Consider the following 17,553-nt stretch of genomic DNA (forward strand, 5'->3'; position numbering starts at 1 on the left):
GGCGTTGCAAACCATTGCACAGTCAGTTGTCCGCTGTTGATCGCAACTCGGCTCGTATGTGCCTAATCCTTCTGCGCGGCGGTTTCGGCGAACTTTTTGAGGTCATTGCCGCGGAGAACCGCTTCCAGCATGTCGGGGAGATGATTGGGCGTGCAGGCGAAACATGGCATGCCCAATTTCGCCAATTTGTTCGCCAGATTTTCATTGAACGACGGCTGGCCCTGGTCCGAGATCGCCAGCAGTCCGACCGCTTTCAGTCCCCCTTCGAGCAGCGCCTCCATCTTGCGGACGAAGCGATTTTCGTTGGGGCTGGTATCGTAGAGATCACCCAGCACGATATAGAGCGTCTTGTCCGGCGTATGCATGAACCGTTCGCAGTAGCTGGTCGCCATCCAGTAGTCTTCGGCCCCGCTCAACTGCACGCCAAACAAGAGATCGACCGGGTCATGACAATGCTCGGTCAAGTCGACCACTTCGACATGATTGAAAGCGACGACATGCGTTTCGACCGCAGGCATGCTGGCGAGGATCGCTCCCATGATACCGCCGAAAATCAGAGAAGAGTGCATCGAACCGGACTGGTCCATCGCGATGATGATGTTCCAATCGTTCTGTCGCTGTTGCCGGCTGAAGAACGACATCTGCTCGGGGATGATCGTCTTGATCGACGGATTGTAGTTCTTGATGTTCTGACGAATCGTGCGGGTCCAGTCGAGATTCGGCAGACTCCGGAAGGGGGAATGTCGATTACGGTTGAGGGCGCCCCGCACCGCTTGTACGAAACGCTGCTCCAATCGTTTGCGAATATCGTCGACCACCTTGCTGACCAGTTCCCGGGCCGCCGCCTTCGCCTTGTCGGGAACTAGGTTCTTCAGCTGCAAGACGGTACTGGCCAAATCGACCGACGGTTCGACCTTCGATAAGACCTCCGGTTCAAAGAGCAGCTCTTTCATGCCGCGACGCTCGATCGCGTCATGCTGGATCAGCGTGACGACGTCAGTCGGAAAGAAGTTGCGAATCTGGTCCAGCCAGCGGGCGACCTTGGGCGCGGCGCGACCTTTGGAAGGGCCGTGACCAATTTTCTTGTCGCGCTCCCAGTCCTCTTTCGACAATTCCGAATCGTCGTCGCCGCCGTAGATTTCGGCGAGCGCGGCGTCCATTTCCATCTGCTGCGTCGAAAGCGAGCAGCCAGGGCCCATGCTGCCGAGCGTCTCCTGCGAACTTGCGCCCAGAATCAGTCGCCAACGTGCGAGTTGTTCCGCATCCATGTTCGTGGTCGCTTCCTAGAAATCGCCAAAATCAAAGTCATTCAGGTCCGACAGCTTTTCTTCTTCCTCTTCGCTCAAGGGGCCTTCCAGCAGCTCGGCGGTTTGATCCTTGTTCAGCCCCCAGTGCTCACCTAGGTTTTCGCAAATCTGACGTCGCTCGCGCGGGACAAAGGTGCTGAAAGCCCGCCGCAAAAAGACGAGCGCCCGGGCGAATTGGTCGTCGTCGAGCGAACCGACGTAATCGGCCAACTGTTCCCAGAGCGTCTGCCGGGCGATCAGAGCGTAGCGATTCCGCTGAGCGAGGCCCTCAAACCAGCCGGCGCCCAAGTCGGCCGGCACGCCGGGAGAAAGTCGCCGCGATACCTCGCGGGCGAGCGCTTCGTTGGCGATCAGGCCCCGTTCTAGCAGAATTGCGCAGGCATAGCCGGACAATAGCGGGTTGCGATCGTCGGAGTCGGCCAACTGCTGCAATCGCGACGTCCACAGACTTTCATCCACCAACTCGGCGAACTCCAGTCCGACTCGGTTGAGCTTCTCGATCGCCTCGAGCAGCTTCTTGGCGGCATTGTCATCGCAACCGGCGGCCGCATACAGCGAGAGCGCCCCTTCGACGAATAGTTCCTCGAGTAGTGGCAGCAGCGGCTCGGGATCGAACCTACGGACGTTACCAAACCGCACGACCTGCATCAGCTCGAAGGCGGCGTCGGCGATTGCGGCAAGGTCGGAGGTGGCGACCGCTAGCTCCTGCAGTCGGTCGCGGGCCTGATCCATCGCTTCCATCATGCCGCACTGGCAGGCGTCGTTCACCAGCCGCGCCGCGTCGGCGATCGTGACGCAATCGGCAAGTTGCGTGTTGAAACGAAACGCCGTCGCCAGGACGATCGTTTCTCCTTCCAGCACCGCTTCGACCAGGGCGATTTCACTTTCGGGCGTCCACTGCATGATCCACCGCTCGGCCCAGGTCGTTGACTCTTGGCGAGCGTGCGTGAATTTGGCAAACGGAACTTGCAAGACGCGCAGACGGTGGAACAGGGACGAGCGATGAAGATCAAGATAGGCCGCTTCTTCCGTCTTCGCCTGACGGTTTTCCCGCAGGTCCAGGTCGAGCGGTTGTTCGACCGTCGTTTTGTACTTCTCCAGCTTGAGACGTTTCAGTTCTCGCTGGAAGTCGGCCTGGATTGACGTTTGGCTGACCCCGTCGGGCAATTCGCCGATCTCGGTCCCAACCTCGACGTGGGCGAGCGCCTCTTTGACGGTGGTCGTTTCCCCTTGACCAAGCAGCGTGATCGCCGCATCGCGAAGGTCCGAAAGCGTTGGCGCCAGACCGTCTTTCAGGGCGGATAGGGTCTCGGCCAGGCGGACGCTCTCAATCACCTCGGCGGTCGAACGATGGGTGCCCGCTTTGCGCAAGTGTTGGGCGACGCTGGAGAGATAGCGATGCGAAAGGCCGCGCACGTTCCCCTCGTTGAGCGCTTGCCACATCAGCTCGAAGTAAGCCGGGGCCTGATTGCCGGCGCCATAGCCTGACTGTGACGAGAGTTTGAAATAGGAATAGGGCATCAGCGTCAACTTGCTGGTGCGGCGGCGCAGCGATGCGAGCTCGTCGTCGGTCATCGCCGGCAGGTCGGCGGACAAGGCGGTCGCATGAAAAGCGCCGACTACGGCGACGATCTTCTCGGGGGGCGTACCGGCGGCGATCGTCTCTTCGATGCGACGGCGCATGTACGCTTCACGAATCAAGTTTTCGGCCCGCCAGCGGGGACGGTCTTCCTCCAGTTCGCGGACCGCCTGACCGAACTCTAGCGCGCCGCCGCGATAGCTGCCGGGGGCGACGTTATGCTCAAACTGGCGTTCCCAGTAGGTTTCAAAGTCGCTCTCGCCTGCGGTCATCGCAAATTGCTCGTAGAGAGACGCCTTGGGCGCTTCTAAGCCAATGGCGACTTCCGCCGTGTTGTCGGCGTTCGCTTCCGTTTCTTCCGCCTGGCGGGCGAGCGATTCTTTGCGCATTTGCTCGCGCCACTCGTACTCGGCGTCGAGCAATCCGAGAAAGCACTCCGACGGCAGGTCGAAAAACTGGGCGACGGCGTTTCGTTCGCTCGCCCAGGAGATCGCCTGAAACTCGGGACTGTAGCGGGCCAGCGGAGTGACGATCGTGCGCACCGGCAGCGAGTCGGTGTAGGCGAGGATTGCGATCGGCGGCTTGGTTTCTTTCCGCGTCATATCGGCGATCAACGGGGTCGCATCATCGATCCCTTCAATCAACACGACGTCGGGCTGAATCTCGTCGAGATAGCCCCGCAGTTGCCAGGCTCCCATGGGGGAGAGATGGCGGACGCCGAATACGTGGATGTTGCCCCTCAACCGTTGTGCTCCGAACAGGCGTTATAGAGCGGACGCCAGTCGGAGCCCCGTTTCTTCAGCACGTTGGTCAGGTATTCTTTCCAGGCGACCTTGTCCTTCTCTTCGTCTTTGACGACGGCGCCCTGCAACCCGGCGGCGACATCCTCGGCCGAGATCGCGCCGCTACCGAAGCTGGCCGAAAGGGCCATGCTGTTGGCCAAGACCGAAATCGCCTCGGCGGTCGACAGCACGCCGGACGGCGACTTTAGCTTGTTCTTGCCATCGAGCGTTTGCCCGGTGCGCAGCTCGCGGAAAATGGTGACGACCTGCTCGATCGCGTCTTCGCTCGGCAGCTCCGCTTGAAGCGCCAGGTTCGACGCGAGTTCCGCGATGCGTTTGCCGACGATCTCGATTTCGGTCTCGATCGTGTTGGGGGTCGGCAAAACAATGATGTTAAAGCGGCGCTTCAGCGCGGCCGACATGTCGTTGACGCCCCGGTCGCGGGTGTTGGCGGTGGCGATCACCGAGAACCCTTTTTGGGCCGGAACTTCAGTCGCTAGTTCAGGAATCGAGATCCGCTTTTCCGACAGCAGCGAGATCATCGCATCCTGCACCTCCGAGGCGCAGCGAGAGATTTCCTCGAACCGGGCGAGCGAGCCTGATTCCATGGCGCGCAAGACCGGGCTCTTGATCAGCGCTTCATGGCTGGGACCATGGGCGATCAGCATCGCGTAGTTCCAGGTGTAGCGGATCTGCTCTTCGGTTGTGCCGGCAGTTCCCTGCACCACTTTGGTCGAATCGCCGTTGATCGCCGCCGAAAGATGTTCCGAGAGCCAGCTCTTGGCGGTTCCCGGTTCGCCGATCAGCAACAGCGCCCGGTCGGTCACCAGCGTGGCGATCGCAATCTCGACCAGGCGGTTGTAGCCGATGTACTTCGGCGTGATGTCCAACTTGCCCGCTTTGCCGCCGCAGATGTAGGTATGGACGGCGCGAGCCGACATTCGCCACCCCGGAGGCTTATCGAACTTGTCTTGCGCAATCAACGCTTCGATCTCGTGCGCGTACAGCTCTTCGGCCGGAGAGCGGAGATCGCCGCCGCTGGACTTGTTGGCGCGGGTAGCACTTTTTTTCTTCGCCATGGGCGATTCCTTGCTGGCGTGGGAGAGAGAGGAGCGGTTATTTGCGATTCTTCAGGTCGGCGACGGCCACGATGTATCGGTCGGCGTCCTCTTCGGCCATCGACGCCACACAGGCTTCCAATTGCGGCACGGCCGATTTCGGCAGCATCACAATGAGGCGGCCAAACATCGTGGCATAAAAGTCGGCGGCGTATTTCACCTTCTTGACCATTGCCTGGGTCAGGTAATCGACCGTCTTCGGGTGATTGATTCGGACCATCGCTTCGAGCGCCTCCAGCAACTCATACGATTCAGACCGTGCCTTCAGCAAACGTTGCATGTGGACGTCCAAGTATTTGATGACGCCCGGGTGATCGGGGCGAGCCAGTTGGCCGACCAGAGCGACATCGTCTGCGCGAATGGCAACGTCAAGCCAGCGAGGATCAATCTTGATCGCGGGAGTCTCCTCCGGTTCATAGTCGTAGAGGAGGTTGGCGCCCCGCGTGTACTTGTTGAGCGTGCCGGAAACGACCTCCGCCTTGGCGCGAGCGTTTGTAGCGGCTTTCCCCTTCTTTCCGGTTTGCGGCACAAGCAGATATTCATGGAAGAGCTCGTAGACTCGCTCCGGTTTGGCGCGCTTCATGGCCGCTTCAATCGCGACGTCGATCCCGAGTTCGTCTAGCGAATCGTGATTGTCGATGACTACGTCTTGGACTTTCCCTGTCGATGTGCCCATCGCGTTCAGCAGCGCCGCCATACTGGAATGATAGGTACTGCGGCCTTCTATTTTGGAAATCGCCTCGCGCTGCTCGAAGAGCTCCAGCAATAGCGTTTCGGTCTGCTTGTCGCTCCGATTCCGCAGGGCCTGTAGCAGCGAAGTAAGACGGAAAATGCGGGCATCCAGATTTTTGCCTTTCGGCTTGCTCGCTAGGAGTTCCTCGGCCGCTTTGCGGGTTTCGGTCTGGACCGTCGTCAAAACGATCGGATGTTGCGCTTCGCGGGCTGCATTCAGCGCCGGGGGATTGCGTGGTTTTTCAATTCCTGCGGCCAGCGCAGTCGCGGCTTCTTTCGAGTTGATCTCGGCCAGCGCTTGATAGGCTGCCTCGCGCACGTCGGCCGCCTTGGCGGTCGTTTGTTCGATCAAAAACGGAACGTCGCTTGGCTCGCGTAATTTCGCAATGGCGACGACCTTGACCTCCTTAGAGCCTGCTTGCAGGGCTTCGCGAACCAGCTTGTCGGCGGCGACTGGATCCACGCGGTGCAACAGCGACAATCGCCGGGCGTCCCCTGCTCCACCCTTTTGATCGAACCGTTCGACGATCATCGGCACAATCGACTTGCCGTACTGCGGCAGAACGTTCGCTTCGACAAAGTCGCAGACTTCGTGATACGAACCGTCGAGCGCCGAGATCGCCGGTCCCAGAAGTCGCGGATCGGGAAACGGATTGCGATCGAGCGAATCGCGAATCACCTCGAGCCGGCCCGAACCGGTGCTGGTCATGGCGGTTGCGACCGCTTTGAGCAAACTGGCGGGCGAGTTTTTCGGGACGAGTCCGTCGCCGACTTGCTTGATCGGCTTTCGTTTTCCCTCGGCTCCCGTCGCTCCCTGCGTGTAGAGAATCGCATTGACCAGAGTGCTGAGGCTAAGTAGCGCTTCCGGCGCAGTTTTCTCGTTACTCTCGACGACGCTATTGACCGCTTCGGCGACTTTGGCGAAGACGGGCGCTTTTTTGCCTGCCTTCTGTAGCGGCGCGACCAACTTCTTTAGACGAAAATCGCCGCACGCGACGCTACTGCCAGCAATGGAAAGCCGCCGCACTTCGTCATATACCTGGGTCAGGACCGGGATGCTCATCGGAAGACTCCTACAGCCGAATCGAGTAGAGAGACGAAGTTAGAAAGTGAGCCGATGGATGGCATCGGCGGCGACGATCGACAGCGGTTTAATTTGCAACTTGCCGGAATCGAGATCGTGTCGGAAGCGGGCGATGAGCGTTTGCTTCTTCAGCAGATCCGCAGGAAGCAGCTCTAGCAGGTTGCACGTGCGCGGCTCCTCGTCGAGACCGATTTCGGTCAGCACCAGGCGTTCCCCTTTGGCGTCTTCGGCGACATATTGATCGCCAACCATACCGATCTGGGCGTAGTTGAGGGCGTAAATCGGCAGCTTGTCGGCGAGAGGGTTTTTCAGCTGCATCTTCACCTGCTTGATCACCTCGGCGAAGCTGGCATGCCCAAACCCGCGAACCTGCTTGAAGTCTTTCTTTTCTAGCGGCCGCATGGTCTTCCCTTCCCAGCGAATCCGAGGATTGACGTCGCCGGGATAGATGCACAATTCGCTGACCGAGGCGAGTTGAAAGAAGCTGTCTTCCGCTTTGATATGTTTGGCCGCTTTGTAGGGGCGATAGGTTTGCGTCAGCTGGATTGCGCCGCTCGCCAGGTTCATCCAGATGCCGGTATCGACGAACTCACGACGGGCGACGTCGTCGTAGGCGTTGAAGGCAAGCTGCACCAGCTCGGCGTTGTCCTGCACCAGGCCCGCCTCTTTTAATTCCCGCAATTGCCAGGCGTGGCCCAGCCATGCGGCGATGCTCGATTCGGTCTCCGGCGCCAATTCGGGGTCGGCAAGTCGCCGCTCGAGATAGGCTCGGCCTTGCTTGACCAGCGAGCTTAGGCGCCCTAATTGATCGAGCGCTTCGCTGTAAACGCCTTCCCGCTGCGTCGAAGTTTTTTCTTCATCGTGGTCCCAGAAGAGCTTGGTGTAGTTGTGCAGGGCCGCCTGTGCGCCGGGGAGATACGCGTTGCCGAGTTGCTTCGCTTGTTTTTCAATTTCGGCGGCCGACTTGGCGTTCATATTGCCGACGCCCAGTTTGACCAGATCGTGCGTCAGCTTCTCCAGCAGGTCGAGGCCATCAAGTTGGGCTTTGATCTTTTTGGCAAGCGCCGACTTGTTGACCTTGCGCGGCTTGTTGGCGTCGGTCTTTTTCTTCTCAGCGCGGACGGCCGCTTTCTCCCGTTTATCAGCGATCGATTGGGGAACTTCGGCGGTAGTGAACGGTTTCCCTTCGACATACGCGTACAACAGGCCCAGCGAGTGCTTGCAGGGAAACTGGCGACTTGGACAACTGCAGCGGTAGGTGACGGTCTCGGGGTTGGTGAAGTCGGCGGAGCAGAGATACGGCGTCTTGCCGCTTCCTTTACATTCGCCGAACAACAACGTCTCGTCGTCGGAATGGTGCAAGTTGACGAATTTGTTTTTGAGAACGAGCCCGCGACCATTGTTGGCCGCCGCCGCATTGGGCGCCGCCGCCGCAACGAATTCCGCATCAATCGAAATCATCTGGTTCCATCCCCGCCATGATGAGAAGCGAACGTCTACGCGAGACCGCCGCATTGTGGCCGGGGGGGAAGCAACTTTCAAGTTGCCACTGAGGAGATTGACCGAATTTTTTCTTTCGCATAGCGCAAGAGAAAAGCCGCACGTTTGAAACAAGCGTGCGGCTTTGAAAATTTGGCAGAGTGAAATCGACGACGGCGTTACTTCGCGTTGTCGATCAACTCGAGCGCTTGCGCGGCGGCGTCGCGAACCGCCGGGTCTTCGTCTTGCAACAGCCCCTTCAGCGCCGGAGCGGCCGATTTGGCGGGGGCGCCCAATTGGCCGAGCAACTGCGAGGCGCCCTTGCGAGCGATCGGGTCTTTCGCCTTCAGAGCCTTGGTCAGCTCCGGCAAAATCTTGGCGGTCGCCGACTTCCCTTCGATCTGCAGTAGCGCCCAGGCCGACAAGACGCGTAGCGACGCGTCTTCGCTACTGGTCATCGTTTTTTCGAGCGATGGCGCCGCGTCCTTTGCGGCCGGGCCAATCTTGCCGAGCGCCAAAGCGGCGTCGTGAGGGTCTTTGCCAGTCCCTTCTTCGACTTCTTTTGCCAACCGCGGCGCGGCGGCTTCGGCGGCCGGACCGATGGCGGCCAGCGCCAACACGGCGGCGTCTTCGGTTCGCGGGTTCTCGTCATCGATCAACTTGACTAACGCCGGAACGGCCGGGGCCGCCTTGTCTCCCATTTCGCCCAAGATCTGAGCGATTTGCGGTCGCAACCGGGGATTCTTGAGCGCCGCGGTCAGATGCGGGATTCCTTCTGGGCCCAAGCTGGCCAAGACATGAATCGCGTCGCCCAGGTTGGCCGGATCGACGCCGGGAAGCGTCTTGTGCAGTTCGGCGATGACCAGCTCGGGCTTGGCATGAAGCGAGATCAACGCTTTAGCGGCCGCCGAACGGATCCAAGCGTTGTCGCTGGCGACCCCTTTCGCCAAGCGCTCGACCACTTCGGTCTGCAGCGCCGCATCGTTGGGATTGGCTCGCGCTAGGGCCCAGCGGCTCAATAGGCTGAGGATCGGATCTTTGCTGTCGACGTTGGCGGTGATCCGCTCTTGCGCTTCGGCTGGAACTGTGCCAATGCGGCCCAGGGCGAATGTCGCCGCCAGTTTCAGATGTTCTTCGTCCAGGCACTTGGCGATGGCGGGAACCGACGCTTTGGCCGCTTCCGGCATGCTGGCCAAGGCCAGGATCGCTTCGCGACGGGTTTCGATCGGCGCTCCCGGCAATAGTTCGGTCAGTGCGGGCGCCGCTTCAGCCGCATCGGGGCCAATTTCACGCAGCACCAGGCACGCCCAGAAGGCCGATTTTTCGTTCTTCAGGGCCATGGCCAAGCCGGGGACGGCAGGTTTGCCGGCGTCGGCGATCGCGTGCATCACACGCAGACGAACGGCGGGATCGGCGTCGCTGAGCAACTTGGCGAACAGGCCGACCACTTTCTGGCGATCCGGATGAATCGCTTGCAGCGCGCCGATCGCCTGACGGCGAACCATCGGATCGGAGTCGCCGACCAGTTCGACGAGCGCGTCGACGGCCGGTTCGGCGGCGTGGCCGATTTCGCCCAGGGCATGGGCGGCATGAGCACGAACCATCGCCGAGCTCGACTTCAGTTGTTTGGTCAACGGAGCGACCGCCGCAGCGCCGTCAACGCCCGCGGCGCCCAGCTTATCGATGGCGGTGATTTGGGTCTCTTCGCTCGACGACGAGAGAGCTTCGATCGATTGCTCGACGTCGCCCGGGGCCGAGAAAGCGGCGCCGGTGAAGCCAAGCGAGGCGGCCAGCGCCAGCGACGCCAGACCGTGGAGGTGAATACGCATAATTTTTATCTCTATGGATGTAAGGCGTCGAAGGAATTACTGCAAACCAACCTGGCACGTCTGGTAGAGCAAGCTCTTGAGAAACGAGCTGGCTTCGACGTACTGTTGCGGCGGAACCTTTTTGATGCCGCTTTTCAGCTTGGCGTTCATTTCGTCGGCCGTTTGGATAAACGCGTTGGTATCCTGGTAACCGAGTTCGCCGTTGGTCGCCTTCTTTTCCAGCAGGCTCGACAATTCGTCCCGTTCCGACTCGAACGACGGATACTGGAGCAGCAGCGGCCATTCCACTTGTCCGCTGACGGCGTTCACCTGATCCGGCGAGAGCGGTTTGGGCGCCGCTTCTTTGGCGAGATAGGCCATTTGCTCTTCCGACGGATGCACTCGTTTGGTCGCTTCGTAGGCGTCGCGACGCTCTCGCATCTGGAAGTAGGTGTCGGCGTACTGTTGATGGTTGGAGATCTCGTTGCTTTGCGCTTGCGTCGCGTAAACGGCCGCTTGCGCCGTTTGCAGGTTGTACGAGCCTTGGGCGCTGGTCAGATTCGCCATTCCGTTCAGGGCGCCTTCTTCGGCGGTCGAAGCATGGTAACCGCCATACCCATAGCCATAACCCGGCGGCGGATAGCCGGCCGGTTGTGCGAGGGCGACGCCTGCGAGAAGGAGAACAGGGAGCGAATACAGCATCAATTTCATCGTAAGTTCTCTCAAGGGTCGGAGAAGCGAAGGTGTAGGGGGAAAGCAAATCGGCGCTCTCATCAGAGATCGCCGAATTGAGGGTGTAGGTAGTCTACGGGACTACTGTCCCAAAGGATCGTCCGAGCTCGCGCTATCGGGCTTCTTCAGCCGGACCAGCAACCATTGCTCGGTCTTGTCTTTGCCGAAGTGGATCAGGACCGGAGCTTCATCCTTGGTCAGATTGTACAGCCCGGTTTCGACCACGTTGTTGGTGTTGTCGCCGACCGTAAATGCGACGCGTTGCGTTTTCTTGTCGGCCGAACCCTGAATGACTTCCGACTTGCCGGTCTTGGTATCAGTATAGTTGCCGCGAATGATCCCGTCCTTGTTGATCGCCAGCTGGATCGTCACGTCCGAGGTCGTTTCGCCCGATTTCGACAGGGCGAACACGCCCAGCGGCAGCCAGTCGCCATCGGAAGACGCCTGAGCTTGGGCCCCGTCGGTAGCCAGCGTGCTGGCCGAGTCATAGTACTCTTCCGGCGTGCCGACGCTTTGGCCGTTCACATAGACCGAGTTGTCTTGGTAGACGACCGTGTTGCCATAGTCGTAATAGACCGGAGCGTCCGAATAGCCCATCCAGGCGTCCAGCGAACCCCAGGTCGCCGCTCGCCAGCAATAGCCAGCGGCCCAACCCGCGGCGAACCAGGCGCCCGGATGATCGGTATACCAACCAGGACCATAGACGCCCCAGTGATTGAAATTGGTGCGAACGCCCACGGCACAGTGATAACGATCGGTGGGAGAAACGCGGACGAAGCCCGCCGCCGCTCCATGCGGACCAACCACGGCGCCGCGAGCCGCGAAACCGCCGTTGGGACCGCGAACCGCTCCGCCAGCGGCGATGTCGCCGCGCGGACCACGAGCGATCGCCTGACCACCCTTGGCGCCATCAGCGCCTTCAAAACCGCGTCCAGCGACCGCCCCGCCATTGGGGCCAACGGCGCCGCCGCGGCCCACCGTGTTGTCGCGGGGGCCAGTGATCGACGTGCCAGAGGCGGCGCCGCCGCGCGGACCGTCGACCGAGCCATGGTTGATGTCAAAGTAGTTGCCGTCGTGGCTGTAGTGACTAGCGCTGGTTCCCAGTCCATGGAGTCCGCCGTCGGACGGCAGGCCGAGGAAACTGTTTAGCTGACTGCGACTTGGGGCCGCGCCGCCAAATGCGCCAGCGCCGAGACCACCCCGATCCAGACCGCCGCCGCCCAGACCAGCGCCACCGCCCAGACCGCCGCGATCCAAGGCGCCGCCACCCAATCCGCTGCCGCCGAGGCCGCCGCGATCGAGACCGCCACCCCCCAGGTTACCGCCGCCCAGGCCGCCAAAATTTCCACCGCGCGATAGGCCGCCGCCTCCACCGAGACCGCCAGCGCCGAGGCCTCCGCCTCCCAGGCCGCCGAGATCACCGCCGCGAGGAAGTCCCCCGCCGCCCAATCCGCCGCCGCCAAAGTTGCCGCCGTGGAAGCCGCCTCCGCCGAGGCCTCCGCCCATTCCGCCATGCATGCCGCCGCCGAAGCCGCCGCCACCCATGCCGCCATGGAAACCGCCTCCTCCAAAACCACCACGAGCCCAACATTGGGTGCTGGCGATGGCGAGCATCAGTCCGCAGGTTACTGTCCAAGAAAGTTGACGTTTCATGGCTACCATCCGTTCTTTGATTTTTGATTGGGGGAGTGAGAACTACGGCTGCGACGCCTGACGCTTGATCACGACTTCGTCGGTATCGGGAAGCGGTTGGCCTCCGATCGAGCGGGAAGTCGATTGCCAGACGTACGCGTTCTCGTCCAGCTTGGTGAGCGTGTTGACCGATTCGGTCGGCAGTCCGCCGCCGGTCACGCCACGCATGGTGGCGGTAAATCCGTTCTCGATCGGCGTCCAGAGGCCGGTCGCGTGCCCGCCGTCGGCGCTGAAGTTCCAGGACTGAACCTGACCCTTAATTGGATTCCAGCCAATCAACTGCACGCCAGAGACTTTCGCTCCCTTGGGACCGGTCGTCGTGTAGGTTCGCTCGACGAAGCTCTTGTTGGCGACCCAGCGACACTCCGATTCGATTCGCATGCCGTACTCTTCGGCCGACCATTTGCCGATCAACCACTGCAGATCGGCGATCTTTTGATGCACCGAAGGCAGGCCGACCCGGCGATCGCGAACCGACGCCATCCGCCACTTGCCGTCCAGCTTGACTTGGATGGCGGCGTAAGCGCCGTAAACGGGCTCACCATCGGCGACTTCACTGACTAGGGTGCGACCTTCTTCCAGAGCCGCTTCGTCGCTCAGCAGTTGGATCGAGTCGACGACGACTTCGATCTTTGTCTCGGGATTCTTCTTGAAGAGTTCCGCGTAAGCGGCTTCGATCTCTTTTTGACCAGTAAACTTGCGCCCCGAGTCGTCGACAAATTGTCCGTGGGGCGTCCACAGGGCGGCGACCGCCGCGGCGTCACCTTGGTTGAATGCGGTGACGAAGGCCTGCGATTGATCACGAATCGCCGTTAGGCTTTCGCTTTGATCGGAATGAACCTCTTGCTTTTCTTTGACGTCGTCTTCGGCGGCGAATACGGATACCGGCATCACCAAAGCGACAAGCAACGCGGCTCGCGTCGCCAGAGAATGTGTGGTCACGGGTGCGATCCATAATTAGGGGGAAGCGACGCAGCCCTGCGACAGACAAACCGGCATCCTGCTCCGGCTATGGGGGACATTGACTAAAGTAAAACATAGTTTCGTCTGACTGGCAATTTTGGGGAATCAGGCCAATTTTGCCAGAAAATAGCAGTCCCAAGCGGCAGTATCGGAGTGCGAGTCTCGAACAAGGGGCTTTCGCGACCGTCCGTGAGAGACTGCATGAAGCGAAAATCCGTAAAAATCTTCATTGAAAATACGCGATCGAGCGTCTTTTTGACGACGCACTGCAATTCTTGGAATGCGTCTTGGCGGCGACGCTCGGCGACTGACATAAAGCGACGCCAATGCGTGTTTTGGGCAACGCCGGTCCCGTCGACGGGGATACCTGCCCTGTCGCCGGGTATAGTGGTTGCATTATTACGACAGCGACTACAGTTGTCGCCAAAAGCCCTCACTGACCACGCAAAGACTACCGCCAATGCCTGCTTCTTCAGCAAACGAAGTTCCCCAACCTGCTGAAAAATTAGCCACGACGTCGGGCGTTCCGCTTCTTCGACCTTTTCATCTGGCGGTCCAAGTGCACGATCTGATCGCGGCACGAAAATTTTATGGCGAACTATTAGGTTGTCCTGAAGGTCGCAGCGCCGACACTTGGGTCGACTTCGATTTCTTTGGCCATCAGTTCGTGTGCCATGTGAATCAAGAGAAGCAAGCGGCGCCCGCGTTTAACGAAGTCGACGGACATGGCGTTCCGGTGCCACACTTTGGCGTCGTGCTGGATTTAGAAACCTGGTCGAAACTGGCCGAGCGGTTGAAGTCGCAGCAGATCGAATTCGTCATCGCCCCTTACATTCGTTTCGAGGGACAGCCGGGCGAACAAGGGACGATGTTCTTCTTCGATCCCTCCGGCAACGCCGTCGAGATCAAAGGTTTTCGCAACTTGGACAATCTGTTCGCCAAGTAGGCGATCGGGAGAGATCGCGACGCAATAGAAAAAGTTGACGCTTACGTCGACTCGGCCTGGGGATCGACGGCGTCGATCAAGCGAGCCTGACGAGCCCACGTGGTGGTCCGGAAGGCGTGGAGAAACTCCGGCGAGATCGCCTCGCACCCTTCTTCGCAGATCGCGTGATAGCCAGGGTGCGGCAGAATCTGCGAGTCAAGCAACTGCCGACCGTCGTAGGAATCTCGCCGGCACGAGAAGAAATAGCCGATTGACGGCTGCGGCGCTTCGCCGTTCCAGCAAAGCGTCCACGCCGGCACGAGGTCGTAGGCTGACTCCCGCGAGAGGAGCGCCGGAATGTCGTCGACGCTCATCTGAAACATCATCGCATTGAACCAGTCGGCGCGATCGCCGGTCGCTTGGGCGTTGAGTACGCCAAATTGGTCATGAGCGACCGCTTCTCCATAAACGCCGCGTCCCCGCGGGCTCATGACGTACTCATAGATGCGGCGGGCGCCCAAGACGATCACCGGTTTGGCCGACGCCAAACATTCGGCGCTTAGCGAGCGGCGAGCCGACGCCAGATTCATCAAGCTGCCATACCCGATCAACGGCAGACGATGATCGGGCGTGGGGAACAAATCGTCGACCGACCACGGATAGAGGTGCTCGGCCGCATGTCGTGCGGTACAAAGCGACGACATGCTTGCGGTCGTCTGGCTCGCCAATAAAGGCATCGAAGCGTGACGAGGAAAGATCAAAACGATATTCCCAACAAATAACTACAACAACAAGATTTCCGCTTTGGCCTGCGACGCGGCGTTACCGATTCGATCCGACCCAACGGATACCTTCCATCATGATCGCGTTCGGTCCGCCCGGTTTTTCGGGATGCGGGCTAAAGCACATCACGCGCCCTCCTCCATACGTGGTACGAACAATCGCGTGGGTTCCAACCATCGCGCCTTCCGGGGCGCCCTTCTTGGCGATTTCGGTCTCGTAGGTCGCCAAGACTTCGTATCCGGGCAAATCGGGCGAGTTGTGCGGAACGAGCAGCGGCCCTTGGCCGTAGTAGCAGTCGAGTTTCGCCTTTTCCGATTGCAGGACTTCTTGGCCAGCCGAGGTCAGGCCCAGCGAAACTTTACCCGTTCCGCGAGCCCAGTGGGCCCGATCCCAAACCTTGGCGTTGATTATGCCCAGAGACCAAGTGTAGTGCGACGAGGCGAGATACGATCCGGCGCAGATGCCGACGTAGCCGCCCCCTTCGCGAACGAAGTTCTTGACCGTCTCGCAGCCCGATTCTTCCAGGTGTTTGGCTTGGCTACTGCCCATTCCGCCGGGCATGATCAGCACGTCGAAGTTCTTGAGCACGCCGCCGCGAATATCTTCTGGCGAGACGATGGCCGTTTCGAAGCCATTTTCGGGAGACAGAAAACGCTGCAAGTTGCTCGGTCCCGAGGTCTTCGACTCGACGTCGGCGTGACTGTAGAGTGCGACGCGAATCAGGTCGGTTGAAGCGGCGCCCTTCTTTTCGGCCTGAGCGATCGCTGGCGCGGCCGCCATCAACAGGGCCAAACCCACAACCAGTCGAAGCGAGAGGCGTTGCAGAAAACGGTCGGTCATTGCTAAGTTCTGTCCTGTAAGGAAGCAAGGTTAGTCGAGTTGGCGATGAAGTTCGGGAACTACGGATTGGTCGAAGTCGCTTGCGGAGCGAAGATCGGCGCCGCCGGCTGCGGAACCGCGAGCGCCGCTTCTTTGGTTTCGATAAATTTCCGCTGCATCGCCTGCATTGCATATTTCGCAGCATTGGCGTGATAGCGAGCGACGACCGCCGGGGCGAGCTTCCGCTTGGCCCACGATTGTTTCACCATGGCGGTTTCGGACAGCAATTTGTCTTCGGCGGTCCACAGATCGGCCCAGATGCTGGGCAACAGGCGTGTGTAAACGCCATCTCTGTCCGGCGTCAGATTCCATTCACGCAGCGAAATCGCAATTTCTCCGAGCTCTCCGCCGCGGTCGTCTTGCAACTCTTCGGCGACCCCGCCGGCGACCCAACAAGGGACGGCGATCGAGAATTTGGGGTCACCCAGGATCGTCCACATCGTGGTCAAAGCCGGGTCTTCGCCCGGCGAGACGCCATGAAACACGGCGGCCGAAACGGTCGTGGTGCGGCTGATGGTATTCTTGGTCGAAATCGTTTCGGGCAAGGTACCGCTGGGCGAGTTGACGGTGCCGGGCAGCGCCGCTTCGCCGCTCGCCATGTCGCGGGTGCACTGACGAACGACATGCTCCAGCGATAGTTTGCCGCCATCTTCGACCTGCATCAGCGAGCAGGCTCGCAGGTAGCGATCGGCCGAATAGATCTTGCCCAATTCTTCGGCGGTCGGGTTGGCGCCCAGATCATGAGCAGTCGTCGAAAAATTCGAGCGGACCACGTAGCCGTTGGGCGCGACCACGGGATCGTTGGCGTCAAATTTCTTGAATGATTTAGGACCGGTCTCAAACAGCGCGGCGCCGCCGGAAGCGTCGATCACGCCAAAGTTGGCGACCGTTTTGCGGCCGGTTCGATTGGTTTCTTCCAGCAGTTTTTCGAAGTCGGCGACCGTAGCGCAGGTCTGCAGGGCCTTCTTCATCAGACCGCCGTTGCCGGGGCCCGACTGCTTGCCTTCCAAGGCGAGATCGCGGCTGACCGAGTTTTCGATGCAAAAGCCGGCTTCGTTGGTTCCCATCCAGACGCTGCCACGGCTACCGGCGTTGAAGACGCCGATCGCTTTGTACTTGCCATCCTCAAACAAGGCGACTTCGTTGTGCATCGTCGAAGACGTATCGCGGTTCTTCCACAAGATTGGTCGGCCGTCGACGGTCGCCTTGCCGCTGATCACCGCTGTCGTGCAGGCGCGAGTTTCGACGCCGCTGAAGAAGCTCGTCGACATCGCCAACATGCCAAGAAGAATCGCAACGGGATGGGCGGAAGTATGTCGATCCATGATTGTTCTCAGGGGGGTTCGTTTGGGGGAAACGCTCAGGTGGGAAGTGGCGGGGCAGCGACTGCACTGATTCTGCGCAGTCCCGCCTGCTTTTTATGAAGTATCGCTGCGCCAGATTTCGTCACAATGATTTTTTGCGCAGAATAATGTTCGTTTTTTCCGAGACAGGCTTCCATCTGCAGCCCCGAAAGCGCACATATCATCATTGGCGAAATAAATTAGATCGTAAAAGCCGCAGTCACTCTTCGGCCCGGAAATTGCTGCCGTAGTTATACTTAATGAGAGTCGGCAAGCCGCATTCCGCCTGCCAGAGAAGACTCACCCTCCCTCGCACACCTTCCCCACTAGCCTCCATTACAACCGCC

13 protein-coding genes are annotated in these 17,553 nt (G+C 60.0%); 1 reads left to right on the forward strand and 12 read right to left on the reverse strand.

Annotated elements, in window-relative coordinates:
* Positions 1–62: 62 nt before the first annotated feature.
* From Enr8_RS08800 to Enr8_RS08840, 9 genes are all read right to left on the reverse strand, one after another.
* Complete coding sequence (locus Enr8_RS08800) at positions 63–1,268, reverse strand: VWA domain-containing protein (RefSeq protein ID WP_146430567.1); 1,206 nt, start codon at positions 1,266–1,268, stop codon at positions 63–65.
* Between the two features lie 15 nt (positions 1,269–1,283).
* A complete protein-coding gene (locus tag Enr8_RS08805; RefSeq protein WP_146430569.1) occupies positions 1,284–3,629 on the reverse strand; it encodes a DUF5682 family protein in 2,346 nt (781 codons plus the stop codon).
* Positions 3,626–4,747 carry an ATP-binding protein gene (locus Enr8_RS08810; protein ID WP_146430570.1) on the reverse strand — a complete coding sequence of 374 codons (1,122 nt, stop codon included), beginning with the start codon at positions 4,745–4,747 and terminating at the stop codon, positions 3,626–3,628. The genes Enr8_RS08805 and Enr8_RS08810 overlap by 4 nt, the downstream gene beginning before the upstream one ends.
* A gap of 37 nt (positions 4,748–4,784) precedes the next feature.
* Positions 4,785–6,581: a HEAT repeat domain-containing protein gene (locus Enr8_RS08815; protein ID WP_146430572.1), complete on the reverse strand. Its 1,797-nt coding sequence runs from the start codon at positions 6,579–6,581 to the stop codon at positions 4,785–4,787.
* A gap of 39 nt (positions 6,582–6,620) precedes the next feature.
* Positions 6,621–8,063 (reverse strand): SWIM zinc finger family protein, encoded by a 1,443-nt coding sequence (locus Enr8_RS08820; RefSeq protein WP_146430573.1) that lies wholly within the window; start codon positions 8,061–8,063, stop codon positions 6,621–6,623.
* A gap of 197 nt (positions 8,064–8,260) precedes the next feature.
* Positions 8,261–9,910, reverse strand: coding sequence for a HEAT repeat domain-containing protein (locus tag Enr8_RS08825; protein ID WP_146430575.1), 1,650 nt, complete (start codon positions 9,908–9,910; stop codon positions 8,261–8,263).
* Between the two features lie 36 nt (positions 9,911–9,946).
* Positions 9,947–10,600 (reverse strand): hypothetical protein, encoded by a 654-nt coding sequence (locus Enr8_RS08830; RefSeq protein ID WP_146430576.1) that lies wholly within the window; start codon positions 10,598–10,600, stop codon positions 9,947–9,949.
* A 102-nt stretch (positions 10,601–10,702) separates the two neighbouring features.
* A complete protein-coding gene (locus Enr8_RS08835; RefSeq protein ID WP_246120007.1) occupies positions 10,703–12,274 on the reverse strand; it encodes a protocadherin in 1,572 nt (523 codons plus the stop codon).
* 42 nt (positions 12,275–12,316) lie between these two features.
* Positions 12,317–13,255, reverse strand: a complete 939-nt coding sequence (locus tag Enr8_RS08840; protein WP_246120008.1) for a YybH family protein — start codon at positions 13,253–13,255, stop codon at positions 12,317–12,319.
* A gap of 568 nt (positions 13,256–13,823) precedes the next feature.
* Here Enr8_RS08840 and Enr8_RS08845 point away from each other — a divergent pair.
* Complete coding sequence (locus Enr8_RS08845) at positions 13,824–14,222, forward strand: VOC family protein (protein WP_261342440.1); 399 nt, start codon at positions 13,824–13,826, stop codon at positions 14,220–14,222.
* Between the two features lie 41 nt (positions 14,223–14,263).
* Here Enr8_RS08845 and Enr8_RS08850 read toward each other — a convergent pair whose 3' ends face one another.
* From Enr8_RS08850 to Enr8_RS08860, 3 genes are all read right to left on the reverse strand, one after another.
* Entirely contained in the window at positions 14,264–14,905 is a 642-nt protein-coding gene (locus Enr8_RS08850; RefSeq protein ID WP_146430581.1) for an alpha/beta hydrolase family protein, read from the reverse strand.
* A gap of 118 nt (positions 14,906–15,023) precedes the next feature.
* Entirely contained in the window at positions 15,024–15,824 is an 801-nt protein-coding gene (locus Enr8_RS08855; RefSeq protein ID WP_146430583.1) for a BPL-N domain-containing protein, read from the reverse strand.
* A gap of 59 nt (positions 15,825–15,883) precedes the next feature.
* Positions 15,884–17,188: a C45 family peptidase gene (locus Enr8_RS08860; RefSeq protein ID WP_186767529.1), complete on the reverse strand. Its 1,305-nt coding sequence runs from the start codon at positions 17,186–17,188 to the stop codon at positions 15,884–15,886.
* Positions 17,189–17,553: the final 365 nt, after the last annotated feature.

The sequence above is a fragment of the Blastopirellula retiformator genome (assembly GCF_007859755.1).
Classification (GTDB): domain Bacteria; phylum Planctomycetota; class Planctomycetia; order Pirellulales; family Pirellulaceae; genus Blastopirellula; species Blastopirellula retiformator.

Coding starts and splice junctions, on each gene's coding strand:
- Enr8_RS08860 (WP_186767529.1), bottom strand. CDS start 17,188: ATGGATCGACATACTTCCGCCCATCCCGTTGCGATTCTTCTTGGCATG.
- Enr8_RS08850 (WP_146430581.1), bottom strand. CDS start 14,905: ATGTCGTCGCTTTGTACCGCACGACATGCGGCCGAGCACCTCTATCCG.
- Enr8_RS08835 (WP_246120007.1), bottom strand. CDS start 12,274: ATGAAACGTCAACTTTCTTGGACAGTAACCTGCGGACTGATGCTCGCC.
- Enr8_RS08800 (WP_146430567.1), bottom strand. CDS start 1,268: ATGGATGCGGAACAACTCGCACGTTGGCGACTGATTCTGGGCGCAAGT.
- Enr8_RS08830 (WP_146430576.1), bottom strand. CDS start 10,600: ATGAAATTGATGCTGTATTCGCTCCCTGTTCTCCTTCTCGCAGGCGTC.
- Enr8_RS08815 (WP_146430572.1), bottom strand. CDS start 6,581: ATGAGCATCCCGGTCCTGACCCAGGTATATGACGAAGTGCGGCGGCTT.
- Enr8_RS08825 (WP_146430575.1), bottom strand. CDS start 9,910: ATGCGTATTCACCTCCACGGTCTGGCGTCGCTGGCGCTGGCCGCCTCG.
- Enr8_RS08855 (WP_146430583.1), bottom strand. CDS start 15,824: ATGACCGACCGTTTTCTGCAACGCCTCTCGCTTCGACTGGTTGTGGGT.
- Enr8_RS08810 (WP_146430570.1), bottom strand. CDS start 4,747: ATGGCGAAGAAAAAAAGTGCTACCCGCGCCAACAAGTCCAGCGGCGGC.
- Enr8_RS08820 (WP_146430573.1), bottom strand. CDS start 8,063: ATGATTTCGATTGATGCGGAATTCGTTGCGGCGGCGGCGCCCAATGCG.